23 protein-coding genes are annotated in these 20,524 nt (G+C 61.8%); 13 read left to right on the top strand and 10 right to left on the bottom strand.

The features are described 5' to 3' along the window. Window positions 1-155: 155 nt before the first annotated feature. On the top strand, window positions 156-896 hold the full coding sequence (locus tag CO670_RS08155; RefSeq protein ID WP_097589781.1) for a thioredoxin family protein: 741 nt from the start codon (window positions 156-158) through the stop codon (window positions 894-896). A 313-nt stretch (window positions 897-1,209) separates the two neighbouring features. Further along, window positions 1,210-1,611 (top strand): DUF2794 domain-containing protein, encoded by a 402-nt coding sequence (locus CO670_RS08150; protein WP_097589780.1) that lies wholly within the window; start codon window positions 1,210-1,212, stop codon window positions 1,609-1,611. 4 nt (window positions 1,612-1,615) lie between these two features. Here the strand turns inward: CO670_RS08150 and CO670_RS08145 are convergent, their stop codons facing one another. From CO670_RS08145 to CO670_RS08125, 5 genes are all read right to left on the bottom strand, one after another. Then, entirely contained in the window at window positions 1,616-2,173 is a 558-nt protein-coding gene (locus tag CO670_RS08145; protein WP_097589779.1) for a GNAT family N-acetyltransferase, read from the bottom strand. Window positions 2,174-2,280: 107 nt separating this feature from the next. After that, complete coding sequence (locus CO670_RS08140) at window positions 2,281-2,601, bottom strand: hypothetical protein (RefSeq protein ID WP_097589932.1); 321 nt, start codon at window positions 2,599-2,601, stop codon at window positions 2,281-2,283. Window positions 2,602-2,675: 74 nt separating this feature from the next. Beyond that, window positions 2,676-3,404: a Bax inhibitor-1/YccA family protein gene (locus tag CO670_RS08135; RefSeq protein WP_097589778.1), complete on the bottom strand. Its 729-nt coding sequence runs from the start codon at window positions 3,402-3,404 to the stop codon at window positions 2,676-2,678. A 182-nt stretch (window positions 3,405-3,586) separates the two neighbouring features. Next, window positions 3,587-6,130, bottom strand: a complete 2,544-nt coding sequence (locus CO670_RS08130; protein ID WP_097589777.1) for an ABC transporter permease — start codon at window positions 6,128-6,130, stop codon at window positions 3,587-3,589. After that, a complete protein-coding gene (locus CO670_RS08125; RefSeq protein ID WP_097589776.1) occupies window positions 6,127-6,834 on the bottom strand; it encodes an ABC transporter ATP-binding protein in 708 nt (235 codons plus the stop codon). Before CO670_RS08125 ends, CO670_RS08130 begins: the two co-directional genes overlap by 4 nt. Window positions 6,835-6,906: 72 nt before the next feature. On the opposite strand from CO670_RS08125, the gene CO670_RS08120 reads away from it, so the two are divergent. Together CO670_RS08120 and thpR are read left to right on the top strand one after the other, a co-directional pair. Continuing rightward, window positions 6,907-7,551, top strand: coding sequence for an arylesterase (locus CO670_RS08120; RefSeq protein WP_097589775.1), 645 nt, complete (start codon window positions 6,907-6,909; stop codon window positions 7,549-7,551). 68 nt (window positions 7,552-7,619) lie between these two features. Continuing rightward, on the top strand, window positions 7,620-8,213 hold the full coding sequence (gene thpR / locus CO670_RS08115; RefSeq protein ID WP_088682177.1) for an RNA 2',3'-cyclic phosphodiesterase: 594 nt from the start codon (window positions 7,620-7,622) through the stop codon (window positions 8,211-8,213). Here thpR and CO670_RS08110 read toward each other — a convergent pair. After that, a complete protein-coding gene (locus CO670_RS08110; RefSeq protein ID WP_097589774.1) occupies window positions 8,120-8,620 on the bottom strand; it encodes a low molecular weight protein-tyrosine-phosphatase in 501 nt (166 codons plus the stop codon). The genes thpR and CO670_RS08110 overlap by 94 nt on opposite strands. Before the next feature lie 35 nt (window positions 8,621-8,655). Between CO670_RS08110 and CO670_RS08105 the strand changes: the two genes are divergently transcribed. Next, entirely contained in the window at window positions 8,656-8,961 is a 306-nt protein-coding gene (locus tag CO670_RS08105; protein ID WP_097589773.1) for a 4a-hydroxytetrahydrobiopterin dehydratase, read from the top strand. Window positions 8,962-9,027: 66 nt separating this feature from the next. Continuing rightward, the gene (locus CO670_RS08100) at window positions 9,028-9,420 is read left to right on the top strand and encodes a YkvA family protein (RefSeq protein ID WP_088689175.1); all 393 of its coding nucleotides are present in this window, start codon (window positions 9,028-9,030) and stop codon (window positions 9,418-9,420) included. A gap of 54 nt (window positions 9,421-9,474) precedes the next feature. Here CO670_RS08100 and CO670_RS08095 read toward each other — a convergent pair whose 3' ends face one another. After that, a complete protein-coding gene (locus tag CO670_RS08095) occupies window positions 9,475-10,035 on the bottom strand; it encodes a sigma-70 family RNA polymerase sigma factor (RefSeq protein ID WP_097589772.1) in 561 nt (186 codons plus the stop codon). A gap of 336 nt (window positions 10,036-10,371) precedes the next feature. Here CO670_RS08095 and CO670_RS08090 point away from each other — a divergent pair, with 336 nt between their 5' ends. The 5 genes from CO670_RS08090 (at window position 10,372) to CO670_RS08070 (ending at window position 15,195) form a co-directional block, all read left to right on the top strand. Next, a complete protein-coding gene (locus tag CO670_RS08090; protein WP_088677540.1) occupies window positions 10,372-10,881 on the top strand; it encodes an invasion associated locus B family protein in 510 nt (169 codons plus the stop codon). Window positions 10,882-11,127: 246 nt separating this feature from the next. Beyond that, on the top strand, window positions 11,128-12,357 hold the full coding sequence (gene rlmN, locus CO670_RS08085) for a 23S rRNA (adenine(2503)-C(2))-methyltransferase RlmN (protein WP_097589771.1): 1,230 nt from the start codon (window positions 11,128-11,130) through the stop codon (window positions 12,355-12,357). A gap of 93 nt (window positions 12,358-12,450) precedes the next feature. After that, window positions 12,451-13,404: an ABC transporter substrate-binding protein gene (locus CO670_RS08080; protein ID WP_097589770.1), complete on the top strand. Its 954-nt coding sequence runs from the start codon at window positions 12,451-12,453 to the stop codon at window positions 13,402-13,404. 121 nt (window positions 13,405-13,525) lie between these two features. Further along, window positions 13,526-14,404 (top strand): ABC transporter permease, encoded by an 879-nt coding sequence (locus CO670_RS08075; RefSeq protein WP_097589769.1) that lies wholly within the window; start codon window positions 13,526-13,528, stop codon window positions 14,402-14,404. Continuing rightward, window positions 14,401-15,195, top strand: a complete 795-nt coding sequence (locus CO670_RS08070; RefSeq protein ID WP_097589768.1) for an ABC transporter ATP-binding protein — start codon at window positions 14,401-14,403, stop codon at window positions 15,193-15,195. Before CO670_RS08075 ends, CO670_RS08070 begins: the two co-directional genes overlap by 4 nt. Window positions 15,196-15,251: 56 nt before the next feature. Here the strand turns inward: CO670_RS08070 and CO670_RS08065 are convergent, their stop codons facing one another. Together CO670_RS08065 and CO670_RS08060 are read right to left on the bottom strand one after the other, a co-directional pair. Continuing rightward, entirely contained in the window at window positions 15,252-15,893 is a 642-nt protein-coding gene (locus CO670_RS08065) for a LysE family translocator (protein ID WP_097589767.1), read from the bottom strand. An 84-nt stretch (window positions 15,894-15,977) separates the two neighbouring features. Further along, the gene (locus tag CO670_RS08060) at window positions 15,978-16,829 is read right to left on the bottom strand and encodes an SDR family NAD(P)-dependent oxidoreductase (RefSeq protein ID WP_097589931.1); all 852 of its coding nucleotides are present in this window, start codon (window positions 16,827-16,829) and stop codon (window positions 15,978-15,980) included. A gap of 176 nt (window positions 16,830-17,005) precedes the next feature. Between CO670_RS08060 and CO670_RS08055 the strand changes: the two genes are divergently transcribed. Further along, window positions 17,006-18,229, top strand: a complete 1,224-nt coding sequence (locus CO670_RS08055; RefSeq protein ID WP_097589766.1) for an argininosuccinate synthase — start codon at window positions 17,006-17,008, stop codon at window positions 18,227-18,229. A 93-nt stretch (window positions 18,230-18,322) separates the two neighbouring features. Here the strand turns inward: CO670_RS08055 and CO670_RS08050 are convergent, their stop codons facing one another. After that, window positions 18,323-19,291: a DMT family transporter gene (locus CO670_RS08050; RefSeq protein WP_141502248.1), complete on the bottom strand. Its 969-nt coding sequence runs from the start codon at window positions 19,289-19,291 to the stop codon at window positions 18,323-18,325. A 282-nt stretch (window positions 19,292-19,573) separates the two neighbouring features. On the opposite strand from CO670_RS08050, the gene CO670_RS08045 reads away from it, so the two are divergent. After that, on the top strand, window positions 19,574-20,488 hold the full coding sequence (locus tag CO670_RS08045; protein ID WP_097589765.1) for a LysR family transcriptional regulator: 915 nt from the start codon (window positions 19,574-19,576) through the stop codon (window positions 20,486-20,488). Window positions 20,489-20,524 lie beyond the last annotated feature (36 nt).

The following is a 20,524-nucleotide window of genomic DNA, read 5'->3' as shown; positions in this document are numbered from 1 at the left end:
GGCTCACGATGATTTGTTTCGAGCGCGTTCCCGCCGAGCTACGTCTCACCCGTTCGTGACTTTTCGTTTGGACCCGGAAGGATTATTCGTACGTTCATATGTCAGGGCCTCCGGTTTCCAACACGCCGGCGACGCTGAAAAAGAGGTGCAGGTGAATGTCCCCCCGTTTTTTGATTCCGCTGATCGCCGGCGTTGTTCTCGCAGGCTCGTTGCATGCCGAAGACGGCACGCCGAAAGGCGTCGTCGAACTTTTCACCTCGCAGGGCTGCTCCTCCTGTCCTCCCGCTGACGCCGCCTTCCGCAAGCTGGTGGACCAGGGCGACGTCATCGCGCTCGCCTACCACATAGACTATTGGAACTACCTCGGCTGGGCCGACACGCTGAGTTCGAAGGAAAATACCGAGCGGCAATATGGCTATGCCAGGGCCATGGGCCGCAGCAACGTCTATACGCCGCAGGCCATCGTCAACGGACGCGGCCATCTCGCCGGCGCCGATCTCAACGGCATAAACAGCAAGATCGCCAGCTACAGCAGCGAAGGCAATGGGCTGACCATTCCGATCAGCGCTGCGATGCGCGGCGACGAGCTGGAGATCAAGATTGGCGCAGGGCAGGGCAAGGCCAATGTCGTGATGGTCTATTTCGACAAGGAAAAGACCATCGACGTCGAAAAGGGCGAGAACAGCGGCAAGAAAATCTCCTACCTGCACAGCGTCACCAATGTCGAAACCGTCGGCATGTGGGACGGCAAGGCGACCAATCTGACGCTGCCGGCGAGCGTGCTGCAACGGCCGCAGCTCGAGGGCTGCGCGATCCTGCTGCAATCGGCGACCGCGGACGGCGATCCGGCCGAGATCCTTGGCGCGACAGTGGTGATGGCGGGAAAAAACATCTGAGATTTCATCCCGATAGGGATGAAATGCCGGGCGGCCCGGCCGAGCGTATTCGGGGCTGGGGTTAAGGTCGATACGCTCCGCCGGGCCCTTTGGCGCGCTGGCGCCAAACCGGGATGCATAAATCCCCTGCAAATGAGGCGCTGTTTTGACTGAAATGCGGCGCTGCCGAGAAAGCGTCGGCTCTCCCCAGGACATTGTGCTCGCATGCGCGGCGCTGCGGTGCGGCCGAATGTGACGGGCAGCGGTCTTGCAATTTGTGACGGCTCGGGCAAACTGTCACTCTCCTGTCACAAGCGGAGGCCTCGGGAGACTGATGACAGATCAGCCGGATTTGCGACACGGCGAAAGCCGCTCCGTCGACAATAGTTCCTCAGTCGTCGTCGATCTCAGGGAATACAAACAAAGCAAGGACCCGCTTCCGGTGACTTTCCACCGGCGCGAGCTGGATGCGATCCTCCGGATCTACGGCCGCATGGTCGGCGAGGGTGAATGGCGCGATTACGCCATCGATCACCTGAAAGACAGGGCGGTGTTTTCCGTCTTCAAGCGCTCCGGCGAGATGCCGCTGTTCCGGATCGAAAAGAACCCGAAGCTCGCCGCCAAGCAAGGCGCCTATTCGGTCATCAACGTCAACGGCATGATCCTGAAGCGCGGGCACGAGCTGAACCAGGTGCTCAAGGTGTTCGACAAGGCCTTGAAGCTGGTCGACAAGTAAGCCCTCAGCCTCCGAACAGCGTGCCGGGATAGATGGACGGATCCGGATCGGTCGTCATGCCCTCGCCGAGGCTGCGCTGCATGAGCATCGTGTCGAGCCAGCGGCCGTGCTTGTAGCCGGTGCCCTTCATCAGACCGACCTCGACAAAACCCGCCTTGAGATGAAGCGCGATCGAGGCAGGGCTTGCGCCGCCGATGACGGCCACCATCTGACGGAAACCGAGAGCGGTGCAACGGTCGATCAGCTCGGTCATCAGTGCCTTTCCAATGCCGCGGCCGCGGGCTTCAGGCGCAAGGTAAATCGAATCCTCCACCATCCAGCGATAGGCAGGGCGGGTGCGGAAGGCCGAGGCATAGGCGTAGCCGAGAAGGTTTCCGTCCGTATCTGCTGCGGCGATGTAGGGATAGTGCTGGCCGACGATCGCTGCGAAACGCTGCATCATCTCGGTCCCGGAGGGCGCTGCGATCTCGTAGCTCGACGTGCCGTTCAGGACGGATTCACGATAGATATCGGTAATGGCGGGGATATCGGCTTGCGAGGCGTCGCGCAGAAAGAAAGACATCGGGCGGCTGGTCCAGCGGCGGGGCAGGCTTCTCTAAAACCATTCCTGCGAAATCAGTGCAACAAAAAAGCCGACGCAAATCGAGGTGCGATATGCTCATGCTGCGGCTATTCGAGAATCTGGATCCTCAAACTTTCGGCTTGCTTGCGCGCCTTGCGCCTCACATACATGATCAGCAATGGCGACAAGACGAAAGCCATGACGACGTGCACCACACCAAAGAGCACCAGGTCATTTCCCGTATGCGGGTCGATCGGTACCAGCTGCCAATAGTCGATTGCCAGAACCCCTAAAATTGCGCCGGCCAAGGCGGCAATGACGGCGCTGAGCCAAGCAACGACCGAATAGATCAGGCTATCCGGCAACCCTTTCGCCAACAGTACGGCAACGACAAAGCACGGGATGAAAACAAATCCTTGAAGCAGCATGCCTAACCCCTTCGACATTCGTCACGACAAAAAAGGCGGCCGAAGCCGCCTTTTCGATCTCGATCTGCCCCTGCTTATTTGCGGTTGCCCATGAACTGCAGCAGGAACATGAAGAGGTTGATGAAGTCGAGATAGAGCGTCAGCGCACCCATGATCGCCTTGCGGCCGGCCACAGCGACATCATCGGCTTCGTAGTAGAGTTCCTTGATCCGCTGCGTGTCGTAGGCGGTAAGGCCTGCGAAAATCAGCACGCCGATCACCGAGATGGCGAACTGCAGGGCGGACGAACCCAGGAAGATGTTGACGATCGAAGCGATGATCAGGCCGAAGAGGCCCATGATCAGGAACGAGCCCATCGCCGACAGGTCACGCTTCGTCGTGTAGCCGTATAGCGACAGCGCGCCGAAGGAGGCGGCGGTGACGAAGAAGGTCTGGACGACGCTTTCACCCGTATAGACCAGGAAGACCGACGACAGCGACAGACCGACCAGGGCTGCATAGATCCAGAAGGTCGTCTGCGCCGCGGACACGCTCATGCGGTGGATGCGGAAGCTCAGGAAGAAGACTACCGCAAGAGGCGCAAGGATCACGACCCAGCGCAGCTGCGACCGGAACAACAGCTCGCCGAACTGGGTGAGCTGACCGTCCTGAACAGCGAAGTTGAATCCGAGATATGCGGCCACACCGGTGATCGCCAGACCCAGCGCCATCAGGTTGTAGACCTTGAGCATATATGCGCGCAGGCCTTGATCAATCATCTCGCCGGTCTGAGCGCGGCTTTGATAGTTACGAAGATCAGCCATAGTTTCCTCTTACAAGCTCCGATGAAGATACGGTGTCGGGTTTTCGACCCGGGCGCCGCTGCGGAGCTCCAGCATGCCTGCAGACAATATGAGGCCTTCGCCCATTGTAAACAAGGGGCTTGCAAAGGGCCGGCCGGGTTAAATCGCCGTAAGGTGAAGGGCTTCTGGAGGCCGCTGCCTCGTCAAAGTTCGCGCAAGACGGGCGCTGCCTTCTGCCCCAGGATGCGCCAGGTGCCGATGAGGCCGATGCCGACGGTCAGGACGAGCGCGGTGACGAGCGTCAGCCCCGCCACATCGGGCAGGAAGGTGGAAGGCAGGCGCATGATGCGGGCGACGATGAACCAGGCGGCGGCCGCGCCGGCGATCAGCGAGAAGATCGCGGTCGCCAGCCCGAGGATCAGATACTCGTAGCTGAAGGCGCGGATCAGCATGGCGCGGGTGGCGCCGAGCGTCTTCAGCACCACCGCGTCGTGGGTGCGCGCCCGGTTGCCGGCGGCGAGCGCGCCGGCAAGGACGAGGATCGAGGCGACGAGGGCGACGGAGGCTGCGGCGCGAATCGCGGTCGCCAGCTGGGCCACCAGCCGGTTGACGATATCGATCGCGTCCTTGACGCGGACGCTGGTGATCGTCGGGTAGGTGTTGGTGACGGATTTCAGGATCGCCGCATCCTCGGCCGGCGTCGAGGAGGGATCGGTCAGCGTCGCAAGCCAGGCATGCGGGGCGCCTCGGAAGGTATTGGGCGAGAAGACCATGACGAAATTGATCGACAGCGATTCCCACTCGACACGGCGCAGATTGGCGATCTTTGCGGTGATATTGCGCCCGAGCACGTTGACGGTGACGGTATCGCCGATCTTCAGGCCGAGCTCGTGCGCCTCTTCGGAGGAGAAGGAGACGAGCGGTTCGCCGCTGTAGTCCTTGTCCCACCAGCTGCCTTCGGTCAGCGCCGCATTTTCCGGCAAGGTGTCGGCATAGGTGATGCCGCGGTCGCCGTTCAGCACCCAGCGACCGGCGGCCGGCACGTTCATCCTGCTCACGTCTTCCCCGTTGAAGGCGACGATCCGGCCGCGCAGCATCGGCACTTCCATCAGCTTGCCGTTCGGCGCCTGCGCCTGGACGAGATTCCGGAAGGCGGCGACCTCGGCGCTCTGGATATCGACGAAGAAGAAATTCGGCGCGCCTTCGTTCATGCGGCCGGTCAATTGCCGGCGCAGATTGCCGTCGATCAGGGTCAGCGTCACCAGCAATGCCAGGCCGAGGCCGAGCGAAAGCACGACCGATGGCGTCAGTGCGCCAGGCCGATGGATGTTGCCGATCGCAAGCCTGAGCGCCGGCGAGTTGACGCGCGGACTGCGGCGCGCAAGCCAGGCGATCAACGCGGCGACGAGGCGCAGGACGACAAAAGCGAAGACGATCGCGCCGACGAAGACGACGGCGATGAAGCGGTCATAGGCGGTGAGGATGGCGAGGCCGGCAAGGGCCGCCATGAAGAGGGCTGCCAGCAGGACATAGGGCCAGGACGGTAGGTGGCGGGCCTCGAAGCCCTGCTCGCGGAAGAGTGCCGTCGCCGGCACTTCGCGGGCATGGCCGAGCGGCAGGATGGCGAAGGCGAGCGTCGTCAGGATGCCGAAGAGGGTCGCGAGCAGCAGCGCGCCGGGGTAAAGGGCCGGTGCGGTCGAGACCGGCAGGAACTGGGCGAGGAACTGCGCCGCAAATATCGGCGACAGGGCACCGATGACGAGACCGGCCATGATGCCGCCAAAAGCGATGATGGCGATCTGGAAGAGATAGATCAGAACGACGGTGGCAGCGGGCGCACCGAGACATTTGAAGGTGGCGATGGTGGTGCGCTTGGAATCCAGGAAGGCGCGCACGGCATTGGCGACGCCGACGCCGCCGACGATCAGCGCGGTCAAGCCCACCAGGGTCAGGAATTGCGAGAAGCGGGTGATGTTTTCCGTGAGCGAGGGCGCTGCACGGTCGCTGGTGCGGATCGCCCATCCGGCGGAGGGGAATTCCCGGGAGGCGCGCGCCTGGATGCCCGACATCGCACCCCTGTCTTCCAGCCGGACCTTATAGGCGTGTTCAACTAGGCTTCCGGTCTGGATCAGCCCCGAGGCTTCGAGCGCTCGGCGGCTGACGAGCAGGCGCGGCGCAAAGCCGAAACCTTCCGACAGCGCATCCGGCTCAGTTTTAACGGTGCCGGTGATGCTGAGCTTGACGTTGCCGAGCAGCAGCTCGTCGCCGACCGAAATGCCGAGCCGGTCGAGAAGCAGCGGTGCTGCCACAGCGCCGTAAGTGCCGCCTTCGCCGGACAAAAGCGCTGAGAGGGGATAGTTCGGCTCTGCCTCGAACCGGCCGTAAAGCGGATAGGCGTCGTCGACCGCCTTGACCTCGACCAGCGCCTGGTCCGAACCGTCGGGCTTGCGGGCCATCGAACGCAGGCCTGTGGAAACCGAGACCTTGCCGAGACCTTCGAGGAAATTCATTTCCTCAGGCGTGGCTTCGCGGTTGTTGAGTTCGAAGCGGACATCGCCGGCCAGCAGTTCCTGGCCCTGCGAAGCGATCGTATCGGTGATCGACTGCGAAACGGAATTGACGGCTGCGATCGCCCCCGTGCCGAGCGCGATGCAGGCAAGGAAGATGTAGAAGCCGCGAACGCCGCCGCGCAGCTCGCGGAGCGCCAGGCGAAAAGCGAGCGAAACACGCGGCGTCATGATCCTCATGCGAATGCCGCCTCGCTGTGGCGGGCGGCGCTGTCGCCTTCGATCCTGCCGGAGCGGACGCGGATCTGGCGCGAGCAGCGGTTTGCCAGCGACACGTCATGGGTGACGAGAAGCAGGGTCATGCCACGTTCGGCCTGCTTGGCAAACAGCAGGTCGGCGATCTGGCGGCCGGTCTCGGTGTCGAGATTTCCTGTGGGTTCGTCGGCGATCAGCAGAGCGGGCGAGGGGGCGAGCGCCCTGGCGATCGCCACGCGCTGCTGTTCGCCGCCGGAAAGCTGGCCGGGATAATGGTTCAGCCGCTGCCCGAGGCCGACCGAATTCAGCTCGCGATGGGCGATGTCGAAGGCGTTGGGAACATTGGCAAGTTCCAGCGGCACGGCGACGTTTTCCAGCGCCGTCATGTTGGCGATCAGGTGGAAGGACTGGAAGACGATGCCGATATTGCGGCCGCGGAAATCGGCGACCTGATCCTCGCTCAGGCTGTGGAGCGGCGTGTCGTTGATGTTGATTTCGCCGCTGTCGAGCTTCTCCAGCCCGGCGAGCACCATCAGCAGGGTCGACTTGCCGGACCCGGAAGGGCCGACGATGCCGACGGATTCGCCTGCTGAAATATCGAGATCGATACCCTTCAGCACATGGACGGAGGCTGCGGCGCTGCCAAGGGTCAGATCGGCGCTCTTCAACTCGATGATGGTTTTTGCCAAGGGAAATCGCCCTATATAAGCCCGTAATCAAATTGCCGCATAACGGCACCCCGCCAATCTAGGGAAAGCAGGATGAGATTTAAAGTTGCCGCCCTTCAATTCACCGTCATTGCCGTCTCGCTGATCTTTACTGCCGGCGCAAATGCGCGGACGATCAATCTCGTCGGATTCGGCGACAGCCTGATGGCGGGCTATCAGCTGCCGCCCGGTGACGGATTTCCCGAAAAGCTGCAGGCGGCCTTGAAGGCGAAGGGGCTCGACGTCGCCATCGCCAATGCCGGCGTCTCGGGCGATACGACTACAGGGGGGCTGGCCCGGATCGACTGGTCGGTGCCTGACGGCACCGACGGCGTCATCCTGGAACTCGGCGCCAACGATGCGCTGCGCGGCATTCCGCCCGAAGAGAGCGAAAAGAATCTCGACCAGATGATAACGCGGCTCAAGGAACGCGGCATCGCCGTGCTCCTCGTCGGCATGATGGCGCCGCCCAATATGGGTGCGGATTATGCCGCACGCTTCAATCCGATTTATCGGAAACTTTCGGAGAAACACGGAGTTCGGCTTTATGCCTTCTTCCTTGACGGCGTGGTGCTCGATGCGGGGCTCAAACTCGGCGACGGCATGCATCCGAATGCGAAGGGCGTGGATGTCATGGTTCAGAAGATGGAAGCCGATGTCACAAATTTCGTCGGGACGATTTCTTCTGTGAAGAAATAGGGGCTTGCGCGGTCATTGATTGCGTGATTCCGTGTAAGCACCTGCAAAAGATTCGGGGAGTGCTCGTTATGCCGAGACTGTTTACCGCCCTCGAAATTCCGCGCAATGCGGCAATGAGCCTTTCATTGCTGCGCGGTGGCCTCCCCGGAGCACGATGGATCGATGTGGAAAATTACCACATCACGCTGCGCTTCATCGGTGATGTCGACGGCCGCACGGCCGATGAAATCGTCGAACGTCTCGACCGGATCGACCGGCCGGAATTCCAGTTCCGCCTCGAAGGCATCGGTTCCTTCGGCTCGAAGAAACCGCATTCGGTCTGGGCCGGCGTTTCGCAATCGCCCGAGATGTACGCCCTGCAGGCTGAGATCGAGCGCATCTGCCAGCGCATCGGGCTGCCGCCGGACCCCCGCAAATTTACCCCGCATGTGACGCTGGCAAGGCTGAAATCGTCACGGCTCGACGATGTCGTGCAATATCTGGCCGGACGCGGCAATTTCCACACTGCGACCTTCACGGCGCCGCGCTTCGTGCTGCTGTCGTCGCGCGAATCGGTCGGCGGCGGTCCTTACCTCACCGAGGAAGTGTTCCCGCTGCACGAGGCGCGCTCGACGCCCAGCGTCTCGAGCAGGCTGCTGCAGCCGGTCAAGAGCCTGGTATAGACCAGCTCGAAACCATCAGGGCCGCCATAATAGGGATCGGGAATATCCTCTCCCGTTGTAAGTGCGGCATCACCGAAGAGCCGGATATTGGCCTCGGGCGGCGCGACCTTGCCAAGCGCCGCCAGATTGTCGCGGTCCATGGCGAGGATCAGATCGAAACTGCCGAAATCTGTTGGCCGGATGCGCCGCGCGCGCTGGCCCGCTATGTCGATGCCGTGGCCCTGCGCGGTGGCGATCGAGCGCCGGTCGGGCGGCTCGCCCTCATGCCAGCCGCCGGTACCGGCGGAATCGATCATGAAATGGCCGGTCAGGCCTGCCTCAGCGACCAGATGGCGAAAAATTCCCTCCGCGAGCGGAGAACGGCATATATTGCCCATGCAAACGAAGAGGATGCTGATGCGTTTCATCGGTAGGCCTGTCGGATAGATAAGAGGACCATGGCATGAAACGGGAAAGACTGGAACGGGCGGCGGCCGAGGCAGAACTGAGGGGGCTTCCGGGCTGGACGCTCAATGACGCCGCCTCCTCCATATCGAAGACGTTCAAGTTTTCGAATTTCATCGAAGCCTTCGGTTTCATGACGGAGGCTGCGATCACGGCGGAGAAACTCAACCACCATCCCGAATGGTTCAACGTCTATTCCAGGGTGGATGTGACGCTGAACACGCATGACGCCGGCGGACTGACGGAACTGGATTTCAAGCTCGCCACAGCGATGGAAAAGGCGGCGGCGCGACGCGCCGGCTGAAGGCGTGCCGATTGAAAGCGGAACCGCCATCACCATATGTTCGCTGGGACGGAAAAGGAATCAGGGATGGACGACGTCAAATTCGGGGAAATCCTGCTGCCGGGCGATGAAGATACGCAGAGCCGACGGGAGAAGACGGTGCGCCAGAAGTTCTGGCCGACCTTCCGGCGGGCGGTGCGGCAGATTCCGTTTTCGCGCGATGTCGTCGCCGGTTTTTACTGCGCGCTCGATCCGCAGACGCCGACCAAGGTGCGCGGCGTGCTGCTCGCAGCTCTCGCCTACTTCGTCATGCCGGTCGATATCGTCCCGGATATTTTCGCCGTCATCGGCTTTTCGGATGACATCGCCGTGCTCTCGGCCGCCTTCGCCATGGTGCGCGGCAATATCCGGCCGCGCCACTATGAGTCGGCCGACCGCGTTCTCGCCGATGGGCCCGATGAAGCGATGAAGACCATCTAAAGCGTTGCGATCCTTCCGATTCGCTCGCCGTGCTTCGTTTTTGCGCGACGCGCTTTAGACGTTCTCCTGTTCCAGCACCTTGCGAAGCTTGGCGAAAGCAAGCCGGATACGCGATTTCACCGTGCCGAGCGGCAGCCCGGTCGCCTCGGCGATCTCGGAATGCGATTGGCCGAGGAAGAAGGCGGCACGCAGCATGTCGCGCTGCTCTTCCGGCAGTTGGCCGACGGCGGCGCGTATCTTGGCGTCACGGTCGTCATTGGCGATCATCTCGTCCGCGCCGATCCCGGCCGGCGGCTGCAATGTCGGGTCGGTCTCGTCGAAGACGCGGATGCTGGTGCGGCGCTGCAGGTCGATCCGGCGGTTGCGGGCGATGCGGAAAAGCCAGGTCGAAAGCGACGATCGCGTCGCGTCGTAGAGGTGAGCCTTGTGCCAGAGCACGATCATGATTTCCTGGACCAGTTCCTCGGCCTCGCCTGCCGTCATCTTCTGGCGCATCAGCCAGGCCTTCAGGCGGGGCGCGAAATAGTCGAACAGGACGGAAAAGGCCTGCTGGTCGCGATTGTCCGCGACGGCCTTCGCGAGGGCAGCGAAACGCTGTCTTTCCTCGGCATCCATGTCCTCTCACGAGCCCCCTGCGGCGAAAATTTTGTCCCGAATTTCCAAGTGTTAATGAGGTACAACGGAATTGAGAAAGGTCAAACTCTTGCCTGAATCTTTGTGTCTTAAATTCAGCCGAACGCACGGCGGGTGTCATCAGGACATGGTGTCACGAACGAGACCGTCAAAGGGGCGAAAGTTGATACCCGAGCTGAAATGACACAGGCCAATACAAATTGCAGCTATTGTTGACCATTTGGTAACCTGAATTAAGTCAAAATAAAGCAGATCGTGATTATGCGGCGCCCGCTATGATCGCTTCGGGCCTTGAATCGCAAGAACCGGCAGGAATCCATGTTTGTAAAAAGTATCGTATCCGCCCTCGCACTCACCCTTGGTATGGCCGGAGTGGCGGCAGCGCAGCAGGCCGCGCCGAACCGCATCCAGCAGTTCCAGGCCTGGGGTGCTTATTCCTACAAGTCAGGCAACAGCACCGTCTGCTACGTGCTGTCCGTTCCGACGGCAAAGCAGCCGGCAAGCGTCGATCACGGCGACAATTTCTTCATCGTCTCGCAGCGGCCGGGCCAGAACATCTCCTACGAGCCGCAGGCGATGATGGGCTATACGGTGAAGGAAAATTCGAAGATCAACGTCGTCATCGACAACAAGACCTTCGTGATGTTCACCAAGGACAAGGCTGGCTGGGTCGAGAACGCGGCACAGGAGCCGGCGCTCGTCGCCGCGATGAAGACCGGTCACTCGATGACGGTGAACGCCACTTCGCGCAAGGGCACGGGCACCTCCTACAGCTATTCGCTCTCGGGCATTTCGGCTGCGCTGAAGCAGATCGAAACCTGCAAGTAAGCGACATCTCGTCTGAGAAGTTTCAGAGGGCCGGCCTTGCGCCGGCCCTCATCATTTCTATCTCTAGTGACGCGCGGGCAAAATGATGCTAAAGCCCGCGCCAACAGCGGACAGATCGCGATATCAGTCGCCGTTCCGCCATTCAATTTCTGCCAATGTGCCGTCATGCGCCCCACGTCTTCCGGCTTAGCCCTGAGGTCCGCGGCTTGCGGAACGGTTACGTGTTCGAATTCGGGATGAATGCCTATGTCCGTCATGGATGCGATCGTTGTCACCAAGCCTGAGACGCCGCGCGCCTCTTCCGGCGTCGAGAAGCCGTCCCTGATCGGTCTCTCCCGCGAGGAGATGGCGGCAGCGCTGCGGGAAAAGGGCGTGGCCGAGAAGCAGATCAAGATGCGCGTCTCGCAGCTCTGGAACTGGATCTATGTGCGCGGGGTCTCCGATTTCGACCATATGACGAATGTCGCCAAGGACATGCGTGAAATGCTGAAGCAGCATTTCACCATTGCGCGTCCTGAGATCGTCGAGGAGCAGGTTTCCAACGACGGCACCCGCAAATGGCTGCTGCGCTTTCCCGCGCGCGGTGCAGGCCGCCCGGTCGAGATCGAAGCCGTCTATATTCCGGAAGAGGGTCGCGGCACGCTGTGCATTTCCAGCCAGGTCGGCTGCACGCTGACCTGTTCCTTCTGTCACACCGGCACGCAGCGGCTGGTGCGCAACCTGACGGCGGAGGAAATCCTGTCGCAGCTGCTGCTCGCCCGCGACCGGCTCGGCGACTTCCCCGATCGCGAAGCGCCGCAGGGCACGATCATGCCGGCCGAAGGCCGCAAGGTCAGCAATATCGTGATGATGGGCATGGGCGAGCCGCTCTATAATTTCGATGCGGTCAAGCAGGCGCTGCTGATTGCCACGGATGGCGATGGCCTGTCGCTGTCCAAGCGCCGCGTCACGCTGTCCACCTCGGGCGTCGTGCCTGAGATCTTCCGCACCGGCGAGGAGATCGGCGTCATGCTGGCGATCTCGCTGCATGCGGTGCGCGACGACCTGCGCGACATTCTGGTGCCGATCAACAAGAAGTATCCGCTGAAGGAACTGATCGATGCCTGCAAGGCCTATCCCGGCCTTTCCAATGCGCGGCGCATCACCTTCGAATATGTGATGCTGAAGGACGTCAACGACAGCCTGGAGGATGCCAAGGGGCTGATCAAGCTGCTGAAGGGCGTGCCGGCGAAGATCAACCTCATTCCGTTCAACCCCTGGCCCGGCACCAACTACCAGTGTTCGGACTGGGAGCAGATCGAGAAGTTCGCCGATTTCATCAATTCGGCGGGCTACGCTTCGCCGATCCGCACGCCGCGCGGCCGCGATATTCTTGCCGCCTGCGGCCAGCTGAAATCGGAATCCGAACGCATGCGCAAGACCGAGCGCCTGGCCTTCGAGGCGATGATGATCGCCAATCACGGCGCCGACGACTGATCAGCAAGTTTGATCCTCGCTACAATTCTCCTGCATTGATTTAAGCATGCGCTTTTCCTAATAGTGCCGCCAAAATCAATCAGGAGGACACCCATGCGCCCGATTCTGCTCGCTCTTGCCGCCACTTTGGCGCTTTCCCTGCCCGCCAAGGCCGATAATGTGACTGTTGCCGTAACGGCCATCGTCGAGCATCCGGCGCTGGATGCGGCCCGCAAGGGCGTTCTCGATGTGCTGACGGCGGCCGGCTACAAGGAAGGCGAGAACCTCAAATTCGTCTTCGAGTCGGCGCAGGGCAACCCGGCGACGGCAGCTCAGATCGCCCGCCAGTTCGCTGGCGACGAGCCCAATGTCATCGTGCCGATCTCCACGCCGTCGGCCCAGGCCGTGGTCTCCGCAACGCGCGACATTCCTGTCGTCTTCACGGCCGTCTCTGACCCGCTCGGCGCCCAGCTCGTCAAGAACATGGACAAGCCCGGCGGCAACGTCACCGGCCTTTCCGACATGTCGCCGGTCGGCGAGCACCTGGCGCTGATCAAGGAAATCCTGCCTGACGTGAAGACGATCGGCTATCTCTACAACTCAGGTGAGGCGAATTCGGTTTCGCTGCTCGCCGTCTTGAAGGCCGAAGCCGAAAAGGCCGGCCTGACGGTTGTGGAATCGGCCGCCACCAAGTCGGCCGAAGTTCAGGGTGCCGCCCGTGCCCTCGTCGGCCGCGCCGATGCGATCTATATTCCGACCGACAATACGATCATCTCCGCGCTGGAAGGCGCCGTTGCGGTCGCCGAGGAGAGCAAGCTGCCGCTCTTCACCGCCGATACCGATTCGGTTTCGCGCGGTTCGGTCGCCGCCCTCGGTTTCAATTACTATGACGTCGGCAAGCAGACGGGCGAAATCGTCGTGCGTGTGCTGAAGGGTGAAAACCCGGGCGATATCGCGGTCAAGACCGCCGCCGGCAGCGATCTCGTCGTCAACAAGGCGGCTGCGGCCAAGATGGGCGTCACCCTGCCGGAGAGCGTGCTTTCGCGCGCCAACAAGGTCATCGAATAATCGGCCGCAGGTCCATCGGCCATTCGCATTCAGCCGCTCCCGTTTGCACGGGGGCGGCTGAAGTATTACAAGGCTGCGGTTTCGCGACGGGCGGAACGGTAACAAAAAGGGGCTGAAAGCCTTGAGCCAAATCGCATTCTGGGGGGCCGTCGAGCTCGGCCTGGTCTATTCCTTCGTCGCCCTCGGCGTCTATCTCGCCTTCCGCGTGCTTGATTTTCCCGACTTGACGGTCGACGGTTCCTTTCCGCTCGGCGCGGCGGTGACCGCGGTGCTGATCATCGCCGGCGTCAATGCCTGGCTTGCGGCGCTGATTGCGATGGCGGCGGGTGCGGGCGCGGGCATGGTGACGGCGCTGCTCAACGTGCGCTTCAAGATCCTCAACCTGCTTGCCTCGATCCTGACGATGATCGCGCTGTTTTCCGTCAATCTGAGGGTGATGGGCAAACCCAATGTCGCCCTCATCAATGCCGATACGATGATCAGCCCGTTCTTCGGCCACGGCCTTCGCGATTTCTATGTGCGGCCGCTCTTCGTCGGCGTTCTCGTCATCGTCGCGCTCGTCCTGGTCTGGCGCTTCCTGGAAAGCGACGCCGGGCTTGCCATGCGCGCGACCGGCGCCAATGCGCGGATGGCCCGCGCCCAGGGCGTCGATACCAGCCGGCAGATCTATCTCGGCATGGCGATCTCGAATGCGCTGGTGGCCTTCGGCGGCGCCTTGTTTGCCCAGACGAACGGCTTTGCCGACGTCACCTCGGGCGTCGGCACGATCGTCGTCGGTCTCGCCGCCGTCATCATCGGCGAGACCTTGCTCGGGCGTCGCGGCCTGCTGATCGCGCTCATCGGCTGCGTGCTCGGCTCGATCCTCTATCGCATCGCGATCCAGCTGGCGCTGTCGAGCGACGTCATCGGCCTGCAGGCCTCCGACCTCAATTTCGTGACCGCAGTGCTGGTGACCTTCGCGCTCATTCTTCCCCGCCTTCGCAGAGGTGCCGCATCATGATCAGCGTCAAGGACATCAAGGTCGTCTTCGGACGCGGTACGCCGCTGCAGAAGCAGGCGTTGAACGGCGTCAGCCTGACCATCGAGCAGGGCTCCTTCGTCACCGTCATCGGCTCCAACGGCGCCGGCAAATCGACGCTTCTCGGCGTGCTCGCCGGTGACGTCCTGCCGAGCGAAGGGCAGGTGCTGATCGGCAAGAGCGATGTGACGCGCAAATCGACGGCGGCGCGCGCCGGCCTGGTGGCCCGCGTCTTCCAGGATCCTCTGACGGGAAGCTGCGGCTCGCTGTCGATCGAGGAGAACCTTGCTCTGGCCGCCCGGCGCGGCGAGAAGCGCGGGCTCGTGCCGGCACTCGGTGGCAAGCGGCGCGACTATTTCAGGGAGCGGATCGCCGAACTCAACCTCGGGCTGGAAAACCGGCTGAAGGACCGGATGGATCTTCTCTCTGGCGGTCAGCGGCAGGCGGTTTCGCTCGTTATGGCCACGCTTGCCGGCTCGGAAGTGCTGCTCCTCGACGAACATACGGCGGCCCTCGATCCGGGGATGGCCGAGTTCGTGATGAACCTCACGCAGAAGATCGTTGCCGAGCGCAAGCTGACGACGATGATGGTGACCCACTCCATGCGCCAGGCGCTGGATTACGGCCATCGCACGATCATGCTGCACGGCGGCGAGATCGTTCTCGACGTGGCCGGCGACAACCGAAAGAACCTGCAGGTCGAGGACCTGATCGCAATGTTCCGCAAGATGCGCGGACAGACGCTCGACGACGATGCTTTGCTGATTGGCTAGCCCGCGGCCGGTTTTGCCGGTCCGCCCGCATGCGGATCGACTATGCCGACCGCGACTTATTTCGCCTGGGTGAGCAGGATCTTGGCTGCGAAGAGCGAGAAGACGCCGGCAAAGGCATAGTCGATGCCGCGCAGCACCTTCTTGTTGTTCTGGAGCCAGGAGGAAAGCCAGTCGGCGGCGAGGATCACGCCGGCATTGACGGGCATGCCGATCACGATGAAGCAAAACCCCAGGAAAAGCAGCTTCTGCGTCACGGCGGGATCGCCGGCGCTGACGAATTGCGGCAGGAAGGTCATGAAGAAGATGATGACCTTCGGGTTCAGAAGATTGACCCAGAAGCCCGACGAGATGTTCGCAAGCGCCGTGCCTTTCTGCGCCTCGACCTTGGCGACGGTGAGCTTCGAGCCGAAGCGGATCGCCTGCACCGCGAGCCAGAACAAATAGGCGGCGCCGCCGGTTTTTAGGATCAGGAAGGCGGTCGGCGAGGCAGTGATCAGCGCTGAAATACCGAAGGCGACCAGCATGGTGTGGACGACGATGCCGAGGCTGGTGCCGACGACGACGAAGAGAGCGGCATTCTTGCCCTGGGCGAGTGCGCGGCTGATCGACAGCGTCATGTCGGGGCCGGGGGTCGCCGCGAGCAGCAGCGTGGCGGCGGCAAAGCCGAGAAGCGTCGGCAGGCTGGGCAGGAAATCCATGGCACACTCCGAAAGCCGGAAAGACCTGACGATCTCTTATCCGGCTTTCGGAAAATTACCAATCAAAGCTTCTGATGCCAGCGATTACTTCTGTTCAAGGAAATCCTTGAACTTGTCGGCATAGTCCTTGTGCCAGCGCGACAGCGGCGGACGATTCTCGATGATGTCGCCGGCAGCCCAGGCCATACGGCGTTCGTCGACCGGCCGGGCAACGTCGTTGTCGGGGCAGAGGATATAGAAATCGCCGCGTTCGAGACTTTCGACCATGAAATCGACCGTCTGCTCCGGCGTCCAGGCGCCGGCGGGCTTTTCCGCGCGGTCGCCCTTGGTCAGGCCGGTGAAGACGAAGCCGGGGATGAGCAGATGCGCCGAGATTTTCCCGCCTTCGATGTTGCGAAGCTCATGTTCCAGGGCTTCGGTAAAGACCTTCACGCCCGATTTGGAGATATTGTAGGCGGGGTTGCCGGGCGGGGTGGTGATGCCCTGCTTGGAGCCGGTGTTGATGATGAGGCCGGGCTCGCCATGCGACAGCATCTTCGGGCCGAAGGTGCGCGTGCCGTTGATGACGCCCATCAGGTTGACGGCGAAGATATGGTCCCAGTTCGCCTGCGGGCTGAAGATCGAGGTTTCCGGGCCGATGCCGGCATTGTTCATCAGCACGTGCACGCGGCCGAAACGCTGCAGCACGGCGCGTTCGAGCGCTTCCAGGGAATCCCGGCTGGCGACGTCGGTCTCGACAGCCATCACCTCCTCTTCGCCGGCAATGGCCTTGAGTTCGTCTGCGGCATTTGCCAGCCGGTCGCCGCCGAGATCGGCGATGACGACGCTCATGCCGCGCCCGGCGAAATATTTTGCCGCGGCCAAGCCGATGCCGGAGGCGCCGCCGGTGATGACGGCGACATTGGACTTCTTGAAGATGTCTTGAATATTCGTCACGGGCAGCCCCTCCTCGGACATGGTGCGGACGCAGCCGAATATGGGTTGCGCATTCGCGCTGTCAAACGCTATCGCCGCCGTCAGCCGCTGCACTTGCCCTTGCGTCACGCGCCAATCTCGCTAAAAGTGCCGCGACACCGGGTTTTCGCCGGGTTTATGTAACGGACCTCATCACCATGGCATCATACAAAGACGTGAAGAAAGTCGTGCTCGCCTATTCCGGCGGCCTCGACACCTCGATCATCCTGAAGTGGCTGCAGACGGAACTCGGCGCCGAAGTCGTCACCTTCACCGCCGATCTCGGCCAGGGCGAAGAGCTGGAGCCGGCGCGCAAGAAGGCCGAAATGCTCGGCATCAAGGAGATCTACATCGAGGATGTGCGCGAGGAATTCGTGCGCGATTTCGTCTTCCCGATGTTCCGCGCCAATGCCGTCTACGAAGGCGTCTATCTCCTCGGCACCTCGATCGCCCGTCCTCTGATTTCCAAGCATCTGATCGACATCGCCCGCAAGACCGGCGCCGATGCAATCGCCCATGGCGCGACCGGCAAGGGCAACGACCAGGTCCGTTTCGAACTTTCCGCCTATGCTTTGAATCCCGACATCAAGATCATTGCGCCGTGGCGTGACTGGTCCTTCAAGAGCCGCACCGATCTGCTCGCCTTCGCCGAGCAGCATCAGATCCCGGTCGCCAAGGACAAGAAGGGTGAAGCGCCCTTCTCCGTCGATGCCAACCTGCTGCACTCCTCTTCCGAGGGCAAGGTTCTGGAAGACCCCGCGCAGGAAGCTCCCGAATATGTGCATATGCGCACGATCTCGCCCGAGGCCGCGCCCGACAAGGCGACGGTGATCAAGGTCGGCTTCCGCAAGGGCGACGCTGTGTCGATCAACGGTGTCGAGATGTCGCCGGCCACGCTGCTGGCCACGCTCAACACCTATGGCCGCGACAACGGCATCGGCCGTCTCGATCTCGTCGAGAACCGCTTCGTCGGCATGAAGTCGCGCGGCGTCTATGAAACGCCCGGCGGCACGATCCTGCTCTCGGCACACCGCGCCATCGAATCGATCACGCTCGACCGGGGTGCCGCCCACCTCAAGGACGAGATCATGCCGCGTTACGCCGAGCTGATCTACTACGGCTTCTGGTTCTCGCCGGAGCGCGAGATGCTGCAGGCGCTGATCGACAAGAGCCAGGAACATGTCGAAGGCGAAGTGACGCTGAAGCTCTACAAGGGCAACGTCATGGTCATCGGCCGCGAAAGCGAAAAGTCGCTCTATTCCGACAAGCTCGTCACCTTCGAGGACGACCAGGGCGCCTACGACCAGAAGGACGCGGCCGGCTTCATCAAGCTCAACGCGCTGCGCCTGCGCACGCTCGGCAAGCGGAACATTGTGAAGTAATCACAGGTTCGCTTTCGAATTGAAATGGGCCCGCCGGCATCGCCGCGCGGGCTTTTTCGTGTCTTTTGAGAACATTCGAGATGACCGCAAAGGTCACTCCTGCGCAAGCGATGTCCTGCCGAATGCAAATTGGCGATCGTAGAAAATTCGCACCGACAGAACGACGCCGGCGATCAGGACAGCCACCCCAGCGATTTCGATCGGGGTCGGCCATCGAGCATGCACGACAAGTCCTCCAATGACGCCGAAGGCCGTTTCCGAAACGATCAATTGCGCGGCCAAGGCAACGGGCAGGCTGCGTGACGCGATGTTCCAGGCCCAGACGCCGCCTACTGTCGCCAGCAGCGCCAAAGATGTACCCCAGACATACAAGCTGCCGGCGGCACTCCAGCCGAATCCCAATGCCGGGAGCTTGAAGAGGTCCATCGCGGCACCGACGGGATAGAAGGCCAGCATCAAGACGCCGCCGCCCACCAATATCAGCGCCGACCACACACCGGAGGGCATTTCCGGTCGGGCGGTAAGTGCAGCCTGATTGGCAAGAGCGAACCAGACCCAAAGTCCCACGGCCGCGAGCGCCAGCGGCACGCCGACCCACAACGATCTGACGACGTTCAATCCTTCAGCGGTGAATGCCGTGCCATTGACCAGAACAAGTCCGATCAGCACCAGCGCCAAAGGCGGCATAAGGGACCGCCACGGCAAGGATCCCTGACGCTGATTGCCAATGACCATCAAGACGATCGGCACCAGACCGAGAAAGGCCGGCGCAATGACGGCACCGGCAAAGATGGCCGCTCCCGTTACCGTCAGGAAATAACCGACATATCCGACGAAGGCGAGCCACAGGGCCGGCAGAATGTTCCGGAGCGTGAGATGGCGTGCGACGTGCTTCTCCGAAAACAGGATGAACAGGCCGACGAGGGCCGAGACGAGATGGCGGATGAGAGCGAAATCGAAGGTGGAATAGTCGCCGATAATGAAGGGCACGACAAAATTGAGCGAAAAGGCAAAGGCCGCAAAGAGAGCGGCCGACACGCCGACATAGAAGGATCTGTCCATAATCTTCACCCCTTTGACGTTGCGCGCCCCGAGCTTTCGCCTCCGTGACGCCGAACGCTTTGATCGAACAGCCGAAATTTACCGGCCGAGAGCCTTGGCCGGTACTCGGTGAAAATGAGAGCCACCCTCTCGATGCTCATCGATTTCTCGGGCGAGTGCCGCGCCCCGAGCGGCAATCGGGCTATCAACGGGATACGGTTCAATCGGACAGCTGCACCGCCTATCCAGCAGAACCGATTTTTCATATCCTCCAACATCGCGGCTTCTAATCGTCGGGGCGTTATGGATCGGCTTGATGCAATGCGGGTTCTGCTTGCGGTGGTGGACGCCGGTAGCTTGTCGGCGGGCAGCCGGAAGCTGAACGCACCGCTGCCGAGCGTCAGCCGCAAGGTCGCCGATCTGGAGCGATACCTCGGCACGAACCTCATCATCCGAACGAGCCGCAACCTGCAGCTCACGGATGCCGGGCGCGACTATGTCGAGGCGGCGCGAAAGATTATCGCCGATCTGGAGGAGGTCGAACGCAGGGCGTCGGGCGAATATCAGATGCCGCGGGGACTGCTGACCATCACGATGCCGATGGAGTTCGGCCACCGCTATGTTCTGCCGATCGCACTTGACTTCATGAACAAGCATCCGGAGGTGACGCTGAACGTTCTTTCACTCGACCGCTCGGTTCATCTGGTCAATGAGCAGGTCGATGTCGCCATCCGGCTTGGTGAGTTGGTCGACAGCTCGCTCTACGCCGTCAAGGCCGGCGAGTTCCGTCTGCTGACCTGCGCAAGCCCGGCCTATCTGGAACGGCATGGCGTTCCCCAACATCCCACCGAGCTCGCCGATCACGATGGGATCATGTTTCACAAGCGGTCGTTCTTTTGGAGTTTCGTAATCGGGGGGAAGCCTGTCGAGGTCATGCCACGGAGCCGGATCGAGGTGAACACGGCCGCCAATTGCGTTGCCGCCGCGCTGAATGGGGTCGGGATCGCCCGCCTCTTCGACTACCAAGTTCCCGAAGAGGTCTCCTCGGGCGCGCTCGTGCAGATCTTGAAGGACTACGACGGCGAGCCCAAGCCGATCCACATCGTCTATTCGCGTCAGGGCTTGCTCGCGCTGAAGGTGCGCGCCTTCATCGATTGGGCGCTCCCCCGGCTTCGCGCGGCTTGCGGCAGCTATGGCGATACGCCGTCACCGGAATGAAGCGCCCACTTCTTTGATTACCGCCGCGGCGAAGCG

This window comes from Rhizobium sp. J15, assembly GCF_002531825.1.
Classification (GTDB): Bacteria; Pseudomonadota; Alphaproteobacteria; order Rhizobiales; family Rhizobiaceae; genus Rhizobium.
This window is presented reverse-complemented; position numbering and strand designations above follow the sequence as displayed.